Here is a 17,370-nt window from a genome sequence, read left to right as displayed (position 1 = left end):
CGGTGGAAAAACTTCAGTTCGACAACTTGCAGGAGACGCTGTACAAGGAAGTGATGGACAACGGGCTTCACGTGTACGTGCTGCCCAAACCCGGATTCCAAAAAACATACGCCACGTTTGCGACCAAATACGGCTCGGTCGACAACCATTTCCGCGTGGAAGGACAGGAAGAGGTTTCCGTGCCCGACGGCATCGCCCACTTCCTGGAGCATAAAATGTTCGAGGAGCCGGAGGGGGACATTTTTGCCACCTTCGCTTCCAACGGGGCATCCGCCAACGCGTTCACAAGCTTTGACCAGACGGTATATCTTTTTTCCGCCACCGAAAACGTCAAGACGAATCTCGAGACGCTGATCAATTTCGTGCAGCATCCTTATTTTACGGACCAAAACGTGGAGAAGGAAAAGGGCATCATCGGCCAAGAGATCAACATGTACCTCGATAACGCGGACTGGCGCGTCTATTTCGGCCTGATCGAAGCGATGTATCAGATCCATCCGGTCCATATCGACATCGCCGGCACGGTGGAATCGATCAGCACCATTACGAAAGAAACGCTTTATACATGCTACAATGCTTTTTACCATCCGAGCAACATGCTGCTGTTCGTCGTAGGCGGCGTTGATCCGAAGGAAGTGTTCGAGCTGGTTCGGGCCAATCAGGCGGCTAAGGATTACAAACCGCAGGGGAAAATCGAACGCATTTTCGAGCCGGAAAAAGTGGAGGTCGCGGAAAAACGCCGCGTCGCCAAACTGGCGGTATCCATGCCGAAATGCCTGTTCGGCTTCAAGGAAAAGACGGTCGGCTTTACCGGAGGCGAGCTGCTCCGCCGCGATTTGACGACGAAGCTGATGCTCGATTTGCTGTTTGGCACAAGCACGGAGCTATATCAAAAGCTGTATGACGAGGAGCTCATTTCGGACAGCTTTTCGCATGAGTACAACAGCTCGCCTCAGTATGCATTTTCCGCGGTCGGCGGTGACACGCCGGATCCGGACAAATTGCTGGCGAGAGTCCGCGAGGAAGTGGACAACGTGCTGAAAAACGGGTTTAAGGAATCGGATTTCGAACGGGCCCGCAAAAAGAAAATCGGCGGATATCTCCGCATGCTCAATTCGCCGGAAAACATCGCCCATGAATTTACCCGCTACCAGTTCCGCGGCAGCGATTTTTTCTCCGTCGTCCAAGTGTATGAGTCCATTACGCTGCAGGAAGTCAACGACCGCCTGAAGGAACACGTGGATTGGAATCAGATGGCGGTATCGATCGTGGTGAATCCTTAATGGAAAGTCGGGGAGAGGAGAGCTTGGCCAAAGCGCTCGGCGACACGACGGTGCTGGTCACGGGCGCAAGCCGAGGGATCGGAGCGGCCATCGCCGAACGGTTTGCGCAGGTGGGGATGAACGTCGTCATCCATTACGGCGCTTCGCATGAAGCGGCCAATGACGTTGCCCGCCGCTGCATGCAGCACGGCGCCAAAGTGTTGACGGTTTCGGCGGACCTCAGGGACAAAGGCCAGATCTCGCGCATGAAGGATAAGCTGGAAAGCCACGGGCTGATGCCCGACATTTTGATCAACAACGCCGGCATTTCGCATTACGGCATGCTTGCGGACGTGACGGAGGAGCAGTGGGACGAAGTCATGGCCGTCAATTTGAAAGGATTGTTTTTGTGCACGCAGGCGTTTATGCCGCACATGGTTTCGCAGCGTTACGGGCGGATCATCAACATGTCTTCGGTATGGGGCATTTCCGGGGCCTCCTGCGAAGTGCTGTATTCCACGACCAAAGGAGGCATCAACGCGTTTACCAAGGCATTGGCCAAAGAGCTTGCGCCTTCGGGAGTGACCGTCAACGCGGTCGCGCCCGGCGCGGTGAACACGGAGATGCTGGGGCATTTGGACCCGGAAGAGAAGCGGATGCTCGAGGAGGAAATTCCGGCAGGACGACTGGCCACCCCGGATGAAATTTCGTCCCTTGTCTATTTCCTGGCGCTGCCGGAATCCGGTTATATCAACGGCCAAGTGATCAGTCCTAACGGGGGCTGGATTACCTGAAGCTGTTAACGGCCAATGGCGTACTTCCCTGCATAGGCAATGGTTCTTGAGGTTATATTACAACTGTTGATTTTAAATCTCATGCGCCATAGCTAAGGGAGGACTTATCAATGACCGTAATCAAAAATTTTGATACCTGGAAAAAGTTTCTGGGCGAACGCGTCATCCAAGCCGAAAAGATGGGAATGAGCGAAGAAACGATCGCCAACCTTGCGTATGAAATCGGTGATTTTCTGGATGCGAAAGTTGATCCCCAAAACTCTTCGAACCGCGCTCTTAAAGAGTTATGGGAAGTCGGCAACAAAGAGGAACGGCGCACGATTGCGCGCTTGATGATCAAACTGGCGAAGAAAAACGTCTGATCGGTTTGAAGGGTGCTTTGACGCAAACCATCGCTCATCTGAATCCTTGCCACCGAGAAGCCCCCGTAAGGGGGCTTTTTCTCTAATGGTTACAGTATTGAACTTGTTTTTCACAAGCATTTTATATATCATTAACGTGACCCGACATTACGGCATGGAAGCAGCATGATCGGAAGCGGCCGAGGCTTGAGTTGAATTTGTCGAAATGTGCGGGAAAAGCTCAGATGGGGTGTCATGGTGGAAGAGAATCAAACGAAACAACCGAAACAGTGGTACATGGAATACCGCATACATAAAAACCGTCCGGGCCTGCTCGGGGATATCGCGTCCCTGCTGGGAATGCTGGAGGTAAACATATTGACGATCAACGGCGTGGAGGGTAAAACCCGGGGCATGCTGCTTGAAACCGATGACGAAGAAAAGATCCGCCTCATGGGGGCGATGCTAAAAAAAGTGGACAACATTACGGTTTGCGCGCTGCGCGAGCCCAAATTGGTCGACATTCTCGCCGTCCGGCACGGACGGTACATCGACCGGGATTCCGATGACCGCAAAACGTTTCGGTTTACCCGGGACGAACTCGGATTACTCGTCGATTTTTTGGGTGAATTATTTAAAAGGAGCGGCAATCAGGTCATCGGCCTGCGGGGCATGCCGCGCGTCGGCAAAACCGAGTCGATCATCGCGGGCAGCGTATGCGCCATGAAGCGGTGGACGTTCGTATCGTCGACGCTGCTCCGGCAGACGGTCCGAAGCCAGCTTTCCGAAGACGAGATGAATCCGGCCAACGTGTTTATCATCGACGGCATCGTCAGCACGATCCGTTCGAACGAACGCCATTATAATCTGCTGCAAAACATTATGCGGATGCCAAGCACGAAAGTGATCGAGCATCCGGATGTTTTTGTGCAGGAATCCGAATATACGTACGACGATTTCGACATTATCGTTGAATTGCGCAACAATCCGAACGAGGAAATCATATACGATACATTCACCAGTTCTTATAATGACGACATATAAACCTATATTTGGATGAGGAGGTGATGGCATGTCCGAACTTGGACAGCAATTGAGAGAAGCCAGACTGCAAAAGGGAATGAGTCTGGACGACGTGCAGGAAATGACGAAAATTAGAAAAAGATATTTGGAGGCCATCGAAGCAGGGGATTATAAGGTGTTGCCCGGGAGCTTTTACGTGAGGGCCTTCATTAAAACATACGCGGAAACGGTGGGCTTGGATCCGGATCTGCTGCTGGAGGGACATAAGCAGGAGGCGCCGGCCGAACCCGAACCGGTCATGGAGCCGGTGATCCAGAAACGGAGCAGTAGCCGTTCATCGGAGCGCAACGTCAAATGGCTTTCCACGACGCTGATGTGGATTTTTCCGATTTTGATCATCGTCGTGATCTATTGGTACGCCAGCAGCGCAACCCATCCGAAGTCCAACGGCGTCGATCCGGCCAAGGTGACCCAAAACCAGCAGGATCCATCGAAAAACGAGGCCGCCAATACGACCACGACGCCGCCGGCCGGTCAGGACAAAGCGGGTGAAAACAAAGATAACACCGCGAAAGGCCAAAACGAAACCGGCGGAGGAACGGCCGGAGGCAATCAGCAGACGACGCCGCCGGACAACGGGACGGGAACGACGACCGATAACGGCAATACGTCGACCGATAACGGCAATGCCACGACGGACAACGGCGGCACGACGACCGACAACGGTACGGTTGCCCCTCCGGGAAATCAGGCCGTCACGGTTGAAAAGGATCGGAAGAGAGGCAAGGACACCATCTTTAAAGTGGCCGCTCCTGCCGGAACTCCGGTGACGGTCGAAATCAAAGCGTCGGGCGAAAGCTGGGTGGAGGTCTACAAAGGCCAAAACATCCATGGGGAGAAGCTTTCTTTCGGCAAAACGAAAAGCGGCGACGCCATGTCGTTCACGCTTGATTCGGCAGGCCTGTACATCAAATCCGGCTATTCGCCGGCAACGACGATCACGGTGGGCGGGCAGACGGTCACCGACGGCAAATCGGTATCCCGCATATTGCTGAATCTCGTGGATTCCGGCACCGTGAATACGACCGGAGACCAGTCTTCCGGCAGCAATACCGGCAACGCCGACAGCGGCAATGCGGCGGACGGCGGCGATTCGAATTCCGCGTCCGGCAACGATTGATCCGAACCGCTTTCAAAACGAATAAGCCCGTATCCTCGCGGAGACAATAGAACTATTGGCATAAAGTTCATATCTCCCATGAAAGAGGTGCAGGAACGATGGCAATCAGCTGGATCGTAACCGGTATTGGCGTTATTGTCAGCCTCCTCGGGTACTATTTGACTCCCAACGCTTGGGGGTACGGCATATTGGGTTTTGGACTGGCATGGGTCGTGCTGGGGATTCTCAACATGTTCAGACAACCGGTCCCTGACCGCGACAAGGCATAGCCGCAGGAGACATTTCTTTCGGGCGCACCCCGGAAGGAATGTCTTTTTGGTATTTGACCGCGGGATGTTGGCGGGGTGTTATCCGCCGCCCGGCAAAGATTCGCATAAATACATTAGACTTGTCCGCAACATTTTCATATAATATGACATGAAGTTTTAAGAAAGGACGTGTAGCAATGGCTTCCGAAAATTCATTCGATATCGTTTCCAAGTTCGATTTGCAGGAAATGAACAATGCCATCAACCAGGCGGAACGAGAAATCGAAACCCGCTTTGACTTTAAAGGCAGCAAAAGCAGCCTGAAGCTGGAAAAGGACGCGCTCGTCATCGTTTCGGACGATGAATACAAGCTCAAGTCGGTCATTGACATTTTGCAGTCGAAAATGATCAAACGGGGCCTATCCCTGAAAAACGTGGATTACGGCAAAATTGAACCGGCTTCGATGGGGACGGTCCGCCAGCGCATCGGCTTGAAACAGGGAATCGACCAGGAGAACGCCAAAAAAATCAACGTGCTCATCCGCGATTCCAAGCTGAAGGTCAAAAGCCAAATCCAAGGCGACCAAATCCGCGTGACGGGGAAAAGCAAGGACGATCTGCAGGCTGTCATGCAGCTTTTGCGCAAGGCGGATCTTCCGCTTGATTTGCAGTTCACGAACTTCAAATAACTTCCCAGGCAGGCAACGCGCCGGGGGTTGGTTCCCCCGAAAGGCGCTCCCCTCAGGCTTTTGACAGGGAATAAAACGTTATATTATACTTGGGGAGAAGTGCATGTGGATGTTTTTACATAGCTGTTTCCGGTACCTCGGTGCCGATCATTTGAATTCATTCATCAAGTTTGCTTGATCCGGGGAGGGTGCACATTGAATTTGCCCAACCGTATTACCATTGCAAGAATTTGTTTGATTCCGATCATGATGGTGTTTCTTTTGGTGGATTTCAGCTTCTATCCTAAACCATTGGTCTGGAATTCTTACGAGCTGCCCTTGAATCAGCTTGTCGCTGCATTCATTTTCGTTTTGGCGGCCAGCACGGACGGTATAGACGGTTATTTGGCGCGGAAGAACAACATGGTTACGAATCTGGGTAAGCTGCTTGACCCTTTGGCGGATAAACTCCTTGTGGCAGCGGTGCTGATCTCCCTCGTCGAGATGGGGAAATGCGATTCGTGGATTGCGGTCGTCATCATCAGCCGCGAGTTCGCGGTGACCGGGCTGCGCCAGATCGCGCTTTTGGACGGATCGGTCGTAGCCGCGAGCAAATGGGGAAAAGCGAAGACGGTTGTTCAAATCGTTGCCATTATCCTGATGCTCATCAACAACTTCCCATTTGAACTGATCGGCATTCCGCTGGACACGATCGCCACTTGGGCGGCTGCGTTGATCACGATTTATTCGGGTATCGATTATTTCGTCAAAAACAAACATCTGCTTCGGCTATCCAATGCGTAAACGGCAATAGGTTCAATCCTATTGCTTTTTCTTTCATCAGACGGAAAGAACTTCCGCTGTTTCTGGTTGCCCGGAGAAGGATATATCTTTTTTATACGGCACATTCGCCGTATCGTGCCAAATTTTTTTAAGCGGGGCGTCTTGGATGCGCCGATTTCTAGGAGGAGTGACAGCATGAAAGCGGAAATTATCGCGGTAGGAACTGAACTGCTGCTGGGACAAATCTTGAATACGAACGCGCAGTATTTATCCCGGGAGCTTGCGGCCATGGGGATCGACGTTTATTTCCAAACGGTCGTCGGCGACAACATGGGGCGTCTGCAGCATGCCATCGAGCTGGCTTCGGAGCGGGCGGACATTCTGCTTCTGACCGGCGGGATCGGACCAACCCAGGATGACCTTACCAAAGATGCGCTTGCAGCCGTGCTGGGGCGCGAATTGCATATCGATGCTGCGGCGATGGAGCAGGTGGAGGAATTTTTCGTCAGCCGCGGCCGGGACATGACGGAAAACAACCGCCGCCAGGCGCTCGTCATCGAAGGGAGCACGCCGCTTCCGAACGAAACCGGTTTGGCGGTCGGAGTGGCCATCGCCCAGGACGGCAAATTTTACATCGTTCTCCCGGGTCCGCCAAAAGAAATGAAGCCGATGTTCGACCGGCAGGCGAAACCATGGCTGCAGCGGCATGCGTTGACGGATGAAATGCCGATTTATTCCAGGATGCTGAAGTTTGCCGGCATCGGCGAATCGCTGCTGGAGGATAAGCTGCTTGATCTGATCCAGGCCCAGAGCGATCCGACCATCGCCCCTTACGCCAAGGAAGGCGAGGTTTCGGTGCGGATTTCAACGAAGGCGGCAAGCGAGGCCGAGGCGGAGAAAAAGCTGGAGGCGATGGAAGCCAAAATTCAAGAGCGCCTTCCGGGGCATATATACGCAAACACGGACATGCCGATCGAACAAAAGATCGTGGAGATCATGTCGGAGCGCGGGTTGACGCTCAGCGCGGCCGAAAGCTGCACGGGCGGGTTGCTGATGGAGAGCATCACGGCGATCCCGGGCAGCTCGGCGATGTTTCTCGGCGGATTCATATGTTATTCCAACGAGATGAAAGAGAAGCTTCTCGGTGTGCCGCGTTCTCTGCTCGAAGGGGATCAGGCTCCGGGGGCGGTCAGCCGCGAAGTGGCGGAAGCCCTTGCCGACCAGGTGCGGACGATCACAGGCAGCGATTTCGGGCTGTCGGTCACGGGGGTTGCCGGACCGGGCGATTCCGAAGGCAAACCTGCCGGCCTGGTATACGTCGGCCTTGCGGAGCGGGGGAAAGATACCGAGGTGTTTGAACTGCGGCTGGGCGGCAACCGGGAGAGCGTCCGGGGCCGTTCGGTCAAGACGCTGCTTTACCGGCTCTGGCTGAGATTAATTTCCAAGTGAGGCCTTCCCCTTCGAAGGGCAGTTGTGCTTCGGCGTTCAAAAGAGGTATAATACGAGCATACGGAAGAACCGTGCAAATAAGGATTTGCTGCGGTTCTTTTCTTTTCCGGGCCGCGGCTTCCAGCCGAAAGGAGAAATGGGCCGAAAACAAAAAAAAAACGAATGTATGTTCGAAAAAATGCTTGGCAAACGTTCCAAAACAAGGTATGATATCAATATAAACGGTGAAGGATGTGAGTTTATTGTCAGATCGTCGTGCTGCGCTTGAAATCGCGCTTCGTCAGATAGAGAAACAATTCGGTAAAGGGTCCATTATGAAATTGGGCGAATCGACCCACATGCAGGTGGAAGTCGTTCCCAGCGGTTCCCTGGCTTTGGATATAGCATTAGGTATCGGCGGACTTCCAAGAGGCCGCGTCATTGAAGTATACGGTCCGGAATCTTCCGGTAAAACGACGGTGGCTTTGCATGCCATCGCCGAAGTTCAAAAGGCTGGCGGACAAGCCGCGTTTATTGATGCGGAACATGCTTTGGATCCGCTTTACGCTAGCAAGTTGGGCGTAAATATTGACGAGCTTTTGTTATCCCAGCCGGATACGGGCGAGCAAGCGCTGGAAATCGCCGAAGCGCTCGTCCGCAGCGGAGCGGTAGACATTATCGTCGTAGACTCGGTTGCTGCGCTTGTTCCTAAGGCCGAGATCGAAGGCGAGATGGGCGATTCCCACGTCGGCCTGCAGGCCCGCCTGATGTCGCAGGCGTTGCGCAAGCTGTCCGGCGCGATCGCCAAATCGAAGACGATTGCCATCTTTATTAACCAGTTGCGCGAGAAAGTCGGCGTCATGTTCGGCAACCCCGAAACGACTCCAGGCGGACGAGCCCTCAAGTTCTACTCTTCGGTGCGCCTCGACGTTCGCCGCGTAGAAAGCATCAAGATGGGCAATGACGTGGTCGGGAACCGTACCCGGATCAAGGTGGTCAAGAACAAGGTGGCGCCTCCATTCAAACAGGCGGAGATCGACATCATGTACGGTGAAGGCATTTCCAAGGAAGGAAGCATCATCGATATCGGCACGGAATTGGATATCGTCAACAAGAGCGGTGCATGGTATTCCTTCGAAGGGGAGCGCCTGGGCCAAGGCCGCGAAAATGCGAAGCAGTTTTTGAAGGAAAATACGCAAATTTGCGATACCATCGAGCAGAAGATTCGGGAAGCAAGCAATCTGACGACGGTGGTGCCTTCTCCATCAGCGACCGAGCTGGAAGCAGAGCAGCTGGAAGAGCAGGAATTGTTAGAGCTTGAATAAATAAAGTTTGACTTCAATCCAAGGCGCCCTGGCGATTCGTCCAGAGCGCCTTTTCTTTGATTGCGAAACAGGGCAGGAGGAAGCGAACGTGCAGGAAGACATACGGAACCGGCAAGATCGGCCGTACCGGCAGGAGCAGCAGGATATGGCGGATATCAGCCTTTTTCCGGACGGCGTGGATTTGGTCATCACCGCGGTGGAGCGGCATCCCAAGCAAAGGGGACAATACCAAGTCTCATTCGGCGAATACATGCTGCTCATCCATGAAGACACGATGATCAAATACCGGATGCTGAAGGGCAGCATCTTTACGAAGCAGGAGCTTGAAGAGATCGTGCTGGCGAACGAAAAGCAGCGGGCGTACGTCCAGGCGCTAAAATACTTGGAACGGAAGCAGCGGACGAAAAAGGAATTGGCGGAGCGGTTGCGGCAGAAGGATTTCGGGCAAGCTGTTACGGAGCAAGCCCTCGACAGGCTGGAGCGGGAAGGCCTGATTAATGACGAGCTGTACGCCAAGCAGTGGGCCGAGCAGCGCATTTCAAGCCAGAGGAAGGGAAGGGCCTGGGTGAAGCAGGAGCTTCGCCAGAAGGGCGTCGACAGCCTTCTGATCAGCGAAGCGTTGGCTGAGGTCAGCGAAGAGCAGGAGTTCGAAAGCTGCCTGGCCGTCGGGAGAAAAAAATGGAGGCAGACCCGCGGCGAATGCATGGACAAGAAGCGAAAAACAGGCGCTTTTTTAATGCGCAGGGGATTCTCGGGGGAACTCGTTCGCAAGGTGATCAATGAATTGGTCCGCGAAGACGGGGAAGCCGACGAGAACGAAGAGCCTTTTGCGTTCGATTAAGGCAAATGTTAACATATTATGAAAGCCTCTCTCTTGACAATATCTTTTCACAAATACTAAAATGAATATGAATCTTGTATAGAAAAGAACCCTTTTTCCTTCCAAAAAAGGCTCGTTTCTGTCAGATTCAGCAACGCTAATTCATATGGATAATGCCCGTTTTTGCGGGAGATTAGAATCGTTGATTTGCGATTAGTGTAATGATGAAACATGTTGAATGGACAACTGAAGAAAATCCCAAGGAATACCTTGGAGGAACCAACGAGGAGGTGAAATTATGCCTTATCTATGGCTTTGGATCATTCTCGTTGTTGCCGGATTGTTCTTGGGGTTCGTGATTGGATATTTTATTCGCAAATCTCTTGCAGAAGCTAAAATTTCAAGTGCTGAGCATGCTGCGATGCAAATCATCGAAAATGCGAAGAAAGAAGCTGAAGCACTGAAAAAAGAAACGGTACTGGAGGCGAAGGACGAAGTCCACAAAATCCGTACCGAAGCTGAAAAAGACACTCGTGAGCGTCGAAATGAAATTCAACGGCAAGAAAGACGATTGTTGCAGAAAGAAGAGTCGCTGGATAAAAAGATTGAATCGCTGGAACGCAAAGAAGAACAAGTGGCTAACAAAGAGAAGCGCATCGAAGAAACTCAGCAGCAGATTGATTTGATTTATAAAACTCAGGTCGCTGAGTTGGAGCGGATCTCCAATCTTACGATGGAAGATGCCAGAAGCATTATTTTGAACAACGTGGAACAGGAAGTAAGGCATGAAACCGCACAAATGATCAAGGAGATCGAGCAGCAGGCCAAGGAGGAAGCGGACAAGAAGGCGCGCGAAATCGTGACTCTTGCCATCCAACGCTGCGCTGCCGACCATGTCGCGGAAACAACTGTATCTGTCGTGACATTGCCTAACGAGGAAATGAAAGGCCGGATTATCGGTCGGGAAGGCCGGAACATCCGGGCACTGGAAACCCTTACCGGTATTGATCTCATTATTGATGATACGCCTGAAGCCGTCATTCTTTCCGGATTCGATCCGATCCGCAGAGAAATTGCGCGCACTGCCTTGGAAAAACTCGTGTCGGATGGCCGAATTCATCCGGCCCGGATCGAAGAAATGGTGGAAAAATCACGCAAAGAGGTCGACGAACGGATTCGCGAATACGGCGAACAGGCGACCTTCGAGGTGGGAGTTCACGGACTGCATCCGGATTTGATCAAAATTTTGGGCCGTCTCAAATTCCGTACCAGCTACGGTCAAAACGTGCTGAAGCACTCCATGGAGGTTGCTTACCTCACGGGACTGATGGCCGGAGAGCTTGGGGAAGACATCGTGCTTGCCAAACGTGCCGGATTGTTGCATGACATCGGAAAAGCGCTGGATCATGAAGTGGAAGGATCGCACGTTGAAATCGGCGTGGAACTAGCGAAGAAATACAAAGAACATCCGGTGGTTATCAACAGTATCGCATCCCATCACGGGGACGTGGAGGCAACTTCCGTCATCGCGATGCTGGTCGGCGCGGCGGATGCACTTTCCGCGGCGAGACCGGGAGCGCGTCGCGAAACGCTTGAAACGTATATTAAACGTCTGGAGAAGCTGGAGGAAATTTCCGAATCCTTCGAGGGCGTCGAAAAATCGTTTGCGATTCAAGCCGGACGCGAGGTTCGCGTCATGGTGCAGCCTGAGAAAATCGATGATGCGGAAGCATTCCGCTTAGCACGGGACATCACGAAAACGATCGAAAATGAACTGGACTATCCGGGGCATATTAAAGTTACCGTTATTCGCGAGACCCGGGCGGTTGAATACGCAAAATAATGATGTATGGAAAAGTGGCCGCGTTAGAGGCCACTTTTCATCTTTTTAGGCCCGTTTGGAGGTCTGTACTTAAGGAGGGGAACGTTATTAACGTTTTATTTATAGGGGACATCGTCGGAAGCGTGGGCAGAAAGGCATTAAAGGATACGCTGCCTTCCCTGAAAGCGAAATATAACCCGCATGTCATTATCGTCAACGGCGAAAACGCCGCATCAGGCCGAGGAATTACCCAGTCGATCGCCAAAGATTTTTTCGAATGGGGCGTCCACGGCATCACGATGGGCAACCATACGTGGGACAACAAGGACATTTTCGATTTTATCGATGACGAACCGCGCATGATCCGTCCGGCGAATTTTCCGCCGGGAACGCCGGGACGCGGGGCTGCGGTCATTAAGGCGAACGGGAAAGAGCTTGCCATCGTCAACCTGCAGGGCCGGACGTTTTTGCCGGCGATCGACTGCCCGTTCCGTACAAGCGATGAAATCATCGATCAACTGCGCAAAAAACATAAATGCATCCTGGTTGATTTTCACGCCGAAGCGACGTCGGAGAAAATCGCGATGGGATGGCACCTGGACGGTCGCGCTTCGATTGTCGTCGGCACGCACACGCATGTGCAAAGCAATGACGATACGATTTTGCCCGGAGGCACGGCCTATTTGACAGACGCCGGCATGGTGGGCCCGAAAGACGGCATACTCGGCATGGAGCGGGAAGCTGTTTTGCGCAAATTCAAGACCCAGCTGCCGGTCCGCTTTGAGGTGGATAAAGGAAAATGGCAGTTCCACGGGCTGTTCGTGCAGCTTGACGATTCCACGGGAAAAGCCAAAAAGATGGAAAAAATCCGGCTGCTCGAAGACGAATGGATCATGAGCTGAACCAAACCAGCCTCTAGGAAATGGGAAATGGGATGCCTGAGACTATCGATGTGTTTTTGAAGGGGAAATTGACAAAAAGAAGGAATTATTTTCCCGCTCACGAATAACATCTATTATGTGGAAGCTAACCATCAACATTCCCAGGGGAGGTTCTTACCATGGAAGTATTAAAAGTTTCAGCAAAGTCCAATCCAAATTCTGTTGCCGGTGCTCTAGCTGGCGTGCTTCGTGAACGTGGTGCTGCTGAACTGCAGGCAATCGGAGCGGGGGCGCTAAACCAAGCCATTAAAGCGGTTGCCATCGCCCGGGGATTCGTCGCGCCAAGCGGTGTTGATTTGATCTGCATTCCAGCTTTTACGGATATCGTGATCGACGGGGAAGACCGGACCGCGATAAAGCTCATCGTGGAACCGAGATGAATCCGGTCGCCGATACGTTGTTGAAACCTGTTTATTGATATAAGCTGAATGAAGCCGGGGATTTAGGAGCCGACGTCCGTGGCTGGCATTCAGTTTATATGGGATAGACAGGTTTTTTTGCATTTTGGAAAAAAGATGACCTTGCGAGGCATGAGAAGGGAGTTAACAAAAGTGACTTTTCCGGTGATTGATTTTCATTGCGACGTACTGAGCAAAATGAGAGAGGACTACGGATTGTCTTTTAAAGACGGGGCTCAGCTTGACGTAACGTATGACCGGATGCTGGAAGGGGAAGTCATGCTGCAATGTTTTGCCATGTATTTGCCCGAGAGCTGGGGAATTCCGCGTTATGAATTCATTTTGGATCAGATCGACGCGTTTAAAACGAGAGTGATGCGGACCGGGGAAGGCGTCCGGTGGTTAAAATGGAAGGAGGACGCGGAGGAGCTTGGCCGAACGATCAAAACGGCGGCATCGGGCGGGTCCCGTCACCTTCCGTGGGGACTGTTGTCGGTGGAAGGCGCCGACGGCTTCGAAGGCAACCTGTATTATGTCCGGATGTGTTATGAGCTTGGGGTCCGTTTTCTCGGCATCACCTGGAATTACGCCAATTGGGCGGCGGACGGCGTGCTTGAGCAAAGGAACGGCGGATTTACGGAAAAAGGCAAAAAGCTGATTGAATTGGCCAATGAAACGGGACTCCTCCTGGATGTCTCGCATTTGTCCGAAACCGGATTCTGGGAGCTCGCGGAACGGACCGCACGTCCCTTTATCGCTTCCCATTCCAACGCCAAAGCCGTCTGTGCGCATCCGCGGAATTTGAACGATGACCAGATTCGGGCGATCATCGCCATGAACGGGCGGATCGGTTTGACCTTTGTGCCGTGGTTCGTGCGCGATGGCGGCGAAGGGGCCGTCAAACCGGTGGAGCTGCTGCGCCATATCGAGCATATTTGCGCGCTTGGAGGGGATGACCACCTGATGTTCGGGTCCGATTTCGACGGGATCGACTCGTGGATCGAGGGGCTTGAGCATCCCGGAAAGTACCCTGCATTCGCGGAGCTGCTGTCCCGGCATTTTCCCGAAGCCTCGGTCCGGAAATGGATGTCGGGGAATGCGCTTTCGTATTTGACGAGCCATCTGCCGGAACGGGATAACGCAAGTGCCGGATAATGGTTAACGTGTCCGTTTGCCAAATGTTGGGGCTGTTCGGCGTTTACCGCATCAGAATCCAACGTCCGTCCAGCTGCCCCAAGAAGCCGGCATCCTGCCAATTGGAAGGGCTGCGGGCCCCTTCATATTTTGACAATCTTGTAGCGAAACGCAAATAATCGGCGCAGAAGGGGCTTGCTTCACCGGCAGCGCCTTTTTATTTTTGGGTAAATGGAGGTATAATGGTTTGGCGTACAGATCATAGAGAAAAAATAAGGAGTGATCCACGTGAGTAAAACTGTACCTGTTGGCGTTTCCGCCAGACATATTCATTTGACCCAAGAGCACATCGAGGTGCTGTTCGGAGAAGGATATCAATTGACCGAGTTTAAACCTTTGTCCCAGCCGGGCCAATTTGCGGCCAATGAAACGGTTGCCGTGATGGGGCCGAAAGGCGGGTTCGAGAAAGTGAGAATTTTGGGCCCTGCCCGCAAAGACAGCCAGCTCGAAATTTCCCGGACCGATTCTTTTGCGATCGGCGTCAAAGCGCCTGTGCGCGAATCGGGCAACATCGAAGGAACACCCGGCATCAAAGTGAAAGGCCCTAAAGGCGAAATCGAACTGGAGCGGGGCGTGATCGTTGCAGCCCGCCACATTCACTTTCATACATCCGATGCGGAAAAATGGGGAATCGCCGACAAACAAATGTTGAAGGTTCGCGTCGGCGGCGAACGCGGTCTCGTATTCGAGAACGTCATTGCCCGCGTGTCCGATTCCTTTGCGCTGGACATGCATATCGATACCGATGAAGGAAACGCGGCCGGCGTCAAAACCGGGGATACCGCTGAAATCATTGACTAATTGCCAGCTTTACATGCATAGGGTTGATAAAACGGGAGAGCCATCTCCCGTTTTTTTATTCGCGAAGCCGTACCGACCGTCTTGCCTACATATACCTTGGTTTTTGGCACCCGCCAGCTCGTAAAAGCTACGATTTTCTGGTTGGAGGAAAGTGGCTAACGATGGATGTTCATGCTATAATTTATTGGAATGCCTTTTAGGCTTGAAGGTTTGTCCCCAAGGGAATTGAAGGAGTGATCGAAAGCATGGCCAAGGAAACGAAGGATTACTCCAAATATTTTGATTTTTCCGACGCCAAGGTTCTGTCAGAGGATGAACACGGCAAAACCATTCGCATCAAAGGTCGGGAAATTCATATTATTTCGGAGCCTAACCATAGACAAAGCAAGAAGCGCCGCCGTGAGGAAGTCCAGGTTCTGTATGAAACGGCCGTGCCCGAGGAGCTTCGCGGGATCGGAAACGGAAAGCATTACATCGTGTATACGTACGGCTGCCAGATGAACGAGCATGATTCGGAAACGATCAAAGGCATGCTGGAGGAAATGGGATACACGCCGACGGAAGACCGCAAGGAAGCCGACATCATTTTGCTCAACACCTGCGCGATCCGCGAAAATGCGGAGGACAAGGTGTTCGGCGAACTCGGCCATCTGAAACATCTGAAAAAAGAAAAACCCGGGCTGCTGCTCGGCGTCTGCGGCTGCATGTCCCAAGAGGAAAACGTCGTCAACCGCATCATGCAAAAACACGGGTTCGTCGATATCATCTTCGGAACGCATAACTTGCACAGACTGCCTCATTTGGTGAAAGAAGCGTTATTCAGCAAGGAGATGGTCGTCGAGGTCTGGTCCAAAGAAGGCGACATCATCGAAAACCTGCCGAAAAAACGGGAAGGACTGCGCGCATGGGTCAACATCATGTACGGATGCGATAAGTTCTGCACGTACTGCATCGTGCCGATGACCCGCGGCAAGGAACGCAGCCGCCGTCCGGAGGACGTCATCGCCGAAGTGCGCGATTTGGCCCGCCAAGGCTTTAAGGAAATTACGCTGCTCGGGCAGAACGTAAACGCTTATGGCAAGGATTTCACCGATATCAGCTACAGCTTCGCCGACCTGATGGACGATATCCGCAAAATCGATATTCCGCGCATCCGGTTTACGACGTCCCATCCGCGGGATTTTGACGACCATTTGGTCGAAGTTCTCAGCAAAGGCGGCAACCTGGTGGAGCATATCCATCTGCCGGTGCAGTCGGGAAGCAACGAAATCCTCAAAATCATGGGCCGGAAATACACCCGGGAAATCTATCTGGAGCTGGTCCGGAAAATCAAAGAAGCCGTTCCGGGCGTCGTCCTGACGACGGATATCATCGTCGGGTTCCCGGGCGAAACCGAAGAGCAGTTTGAAGAGACGTTGTCGCTTGTCAATGAGGTCGGATTCGACTCCGCGTACACGTTCATTTATTCGCCGCGCGAGGGCACGCCGGCCGCCGTCATGGAGGACAACGTCCCGATGGAGGTTAAAAGCGAACGCCTGCAGCGGCTGAACCGCGCCATCGAAGTGCACAGCCGCAAGAGCCACGAAAACCTGCGCGGACAGATCGTCGAAGTTCTGGTCGAAGGCGAAAGCAAAAACAACGCCTCCGTATTGGCCGGACGGACCCGCACCAACAAGCTGGTTCATTTTGAAGGCGGCAAGGAGCTCATAGGCAGCTTCGTCAACGTCAAAATAACCGATGCGATGACCTGGTACATCAAAGGCGAAATCGTGACAGAAACAAACGAAGCTCCTGCACTCGCTCATTAAGAGTCAATTTAACGGAATAGGGGTAATGTAAGGTGACAGAAAAGGGTCGTATCAATAGTTTGGGCATGATGTCATACGATACCAGGGATTTGATCATCCGCGACGATATTATGGCAAAAGCCAAAGAACTCGCGGAACTGATCTCTGGCAGCGAAGAAGTCAAACAGTACCAGAAGGCGGAAGAAAAAATCCGCAATCATGAGCATGTGCAAAAGCTGATCGCAACGCTCAAAAAGCGGCAAAAGGAACTTGTGGCGTTCGAATCGTTCCAAAATCCGCAAATGGTTGCGAAAATCGAAAAGGAAATGGAAGAACTGCAGGACGAGATCGACAGCATCCCGCTCGTCGTCGAATTCCAGCAAAGCCAAAGCGACATCAACTACCTGTTGCAGCTGGTCATGTCGGTCATCCGGGATACCGTTTCGGAGAAAATCAACGTGGAAGCGGGATCGGACGAACCTCCTGCAAGCTGCGGGTAAGATGGATAAGAAAGGCGGCGGATCATGCATCCGCGCCTTTTTTTAGGATATAGGC

18 protein-coding genes are annotated in these 17,370 nt (G+C 52.6%); all 18 read left to right on the top strand.

The window, feature by feature from the left end:
* The first annotated feature begins 2 nt into the window (after nucleotides 1-2).
* The gene (locus MKY58_RS16780) at nucleotides 3-1,283 is read left to right on the top strand and encodes a pitrilysin family protein (RefSeq protein WP_339321283.1); all 1,281 of its coding nucleotides are present in this window, start codon (nucleotides 3-5) and stop codon (nucleotides 1,281-1,283) included.
* The gene (gene fabG, locus MKY58_RS16775; RefSeq protein ID WP_212948982.1) at nucleotides 1,283-2,056 is read left to right on the top strand and encodes a 3-oxoacyl-ACP reductase FabG; all 774 of its coding nucleotides are present in this window, start codon (nucleotides 1,283-1,285) and stop codon (nucleotides 2,054-2,056) included. Before MKY58_RS16780 ends, fabG begins: the two co-directional genes overlap by 1 nt.
* Before the next feature lie 110 nt (nucleotides 2,057-2,166).
* Nucleotides 2,167-2,418 carry a DUF3243 domain-containing protein gene (locus MKY58_RS16770; RefSeq protein ID WP_036707022.1) on the top strand — a complete coding sequence of 84 codons (252 nt, stop codon included), beginning with the start codon at nucleotides 2,167-2,169 and terminating at the stop codon, nucleotides 2,416-2,418.
* Nucleotides 2,419-2,652: 234 nt separating this feature from the next.
* The gene (locus tag MKY58_RS16765) at nucleotides 2,653-3,441 is read left to right on the top strand and encodes a DUF3388 domain-containing protein (RefSeq protein WP_339321282.1); all 789 of its coding nucleotides are present in this window, start codon (nucleotides 2,653-2,655) and stop codon (nucleotides 3,439-3,441) included.
* A 28-nt stretch (nucleotides 3,442-3,469) separates the two neighbouring features.
* Complete coding sequence (locus MKY58_RS16760; protein ID WP_339321281.1) at nucleotides 3,470-4,600, top strand: RodZ domain-containing protein; 1,131 nt, start codon at nucleotides 3,470-3,472, stop codon at nucleotides 4,598-4,600.
* Between the two features lie 98 nt (nucleotides 4,601-4,698).
* Nucleotides 4,699-4,869 carry a hypothetical protein gene (locus MKY58_RS16755; protein ID WP_197069909.1) on the top strand — a complete coding sequence of 57 codons (171 nt, stop codon included), beginning with the start codon at nucleotides 4,699-4,701 and terminating at the stop codon, nucleotides 4,867-4,869.
* A gap of 176 nt (nucleotides 4,870-5,045) precedes the next feature.
* Nucleotides 5,046-5,537: a YajQ family cyclic di-GMP-binding protein gene (locus MKY58_RS16750; protein ID WP_036707032.1), complete on the top strand. Its 492-nt coding sequence runs from the start codon at nucleotides 5,046-5,048 to the stop codon at nucleotides 5,535-5,537.
* Between the two features lie 195 nt (nucleotides 5,538-5,732).
* The gene (gene pgsA, locus MKY58_RS16745; protein WP_036707035.1) at nucleotides 5,733-6,320 is read left to right on the top strand and encodes a CDP-diacylglycerol--glycerol-3-phosphate 3-phosphatidyltransferase; all 588 of its coding nucleotides are present in this window, start codon (nucleotides 5,733-5,735) and stop codon (nucleotides 6,318-6,320) included.
* A 174-nt stretch (nucleotides 6,321-6,494) separates the two neighbouring features.
* Nucleotides 6,495-7,748: a competence/damage-inducible protein A gene (locus MKY58_RS16740; RefSeq protein ID WP_339321280.1), complete on the top strand. Its 1,254-nt coding sequence runs from the start codon at nucleotides 6,495-6,497 to the stop codon at nucleotides 7,746-7,748.
* 242 nt (nucleotides 7,749-7,990) lie between these two features.
* Complete coding sequence (gene recA / locus MKY58_RS16735; RefSeq protein ID WP_339321279.1) at nucleotides 7,991-9,052, top strand: recombinase RecA; 1,062 nt, start codon at nucleotides 7,991-7,993, stop codon at nucleotides 9,050-9,052.
* Nucleotides 9,053-9,197: 145 nt separating this feature from the next.
* Nucleotides 9,198-9,893: a RecX family transcriptional regulator gene (locus MKY58_RS16730; RefSeq protein ID WP_339325184.1), complete on the top strand. Its 696-nt coding sequence runs from the start codon at nucleotides 9,198-9,200 to the stop codon at nucleotides 9,891-9,893.
* A gap of 274 nt (nucleotides 9,894-10,167) precedes the next feature.
* Nucleotides 10,168-11,715: a ribonuclease Y gene (gene rny, locus MKY58_RS16725; RefSeq protein ID WP_197069915.1), complete on the top strand. Its 1,548-nt coding sequence runs from the start codon at nucleotides 10,168-10,170 to the stop codon at nucleotides 11,713-11,715.
* An 86-nt stretch (nucleotides 11,716-11,801) separates the two neighbouring features.
* A complete protein-coding gene (locus MKY58_RS16720; RefSeq protein ID WP_339325183.1) occupies nucleotides 11,802-12,596 on the top strand; it encodes a TIGR00282 family metallophosphoesterase in 795 nt (264 codons plus the stop codon).
* Between the two features lie 158 nt (nucleotides 12,597-12,754).
* A complete protein-coding gene (locus tag MKY58_RS16715) occupies nucleotides 12,755-13,015 on the top strand; it encodes a stage V sporulation protein S (RefSeq protein WP_006286829.1) in 261 nt (86 codons plus the stop codon).
* A gap of 150 nt (nucleotides 13,016-13,165) precedes the next feature.
* The gene (locus MKY58_RS16710; RefSeq protein WP_339321278.1) at nucleotides 13,166-14,188 is read left to right on the top strand and encodes a dipeptidase; all 1,023 of its coding nucleotides are present in this window, start codon (nucleotides 13,166-13,168) and stop codon (nucleotides 14,186-14,188) included.
* A 267-nt stretch (nucleotides 14,189-14,455) separates the two neighbouring features.
* Nucleotides 14,456-15,028 carry a phosphate propanoyltransferase gene (locus tag MKY58_RS16705; RefSeq protein WP_212948991.1) on the top strand — a complete coding sequence of 191 codons (573 nt, stop codon included), beginning with the start codon at nucleotides 14,456-14,458 and terminating at the stop codon, nucleotides 15,026-15,028.
* A 245-nt stretch (nucleotides 15,029-15,273) separates the two neighbouring features.
* Nucleotides 15,274-16,836, top strand: a complete 1,563-nt coding sequence (gene miaB, locus MKY58_RS16700; RefSeq protein WP_339321277.1) for a tRNA (N6-isopentenyl adenosine(37)-C2)-methylthiotransferase MiaB — start codon at nucleotides 15,274-15,276, stop codon at nucleotides 16,834-16,836.
* A gap of 65 nt (nucleotides 16,837-16,901) precedes the next feature.
* Nucleotides 16,902-17,315: a YlbF family regulator gene (locus tag MKY58_RS16695; RefSeq protein ID WP_052146784.1), complete on the top strand. Its 414-nt coding sequence runs from the start codon at nucleotides 16,902-16,904 to the stop codon at nucleotides 17,313-17,315.
* Nucleotides 17,316-17,370: the final 55 nt, after the last annotated feature.

The sequence above is a fragment of the Paenibacillus sp. FSL W8-0194 genome, assembly GCF_037969745.1.
Taxonomy (GTDB): domain Bacteria; phylum Bacillota; class Bacilli; order Paenibacillales; family Paenibacillaceae; genus Paenibacillus_AQ; species Paenibacillus_AQ cookii.
The sequence above is the reverse complement of the archived record's forward strand: the minus strand, read 5'-3'. Positions and strand labels throughout refer to the sequence as shown.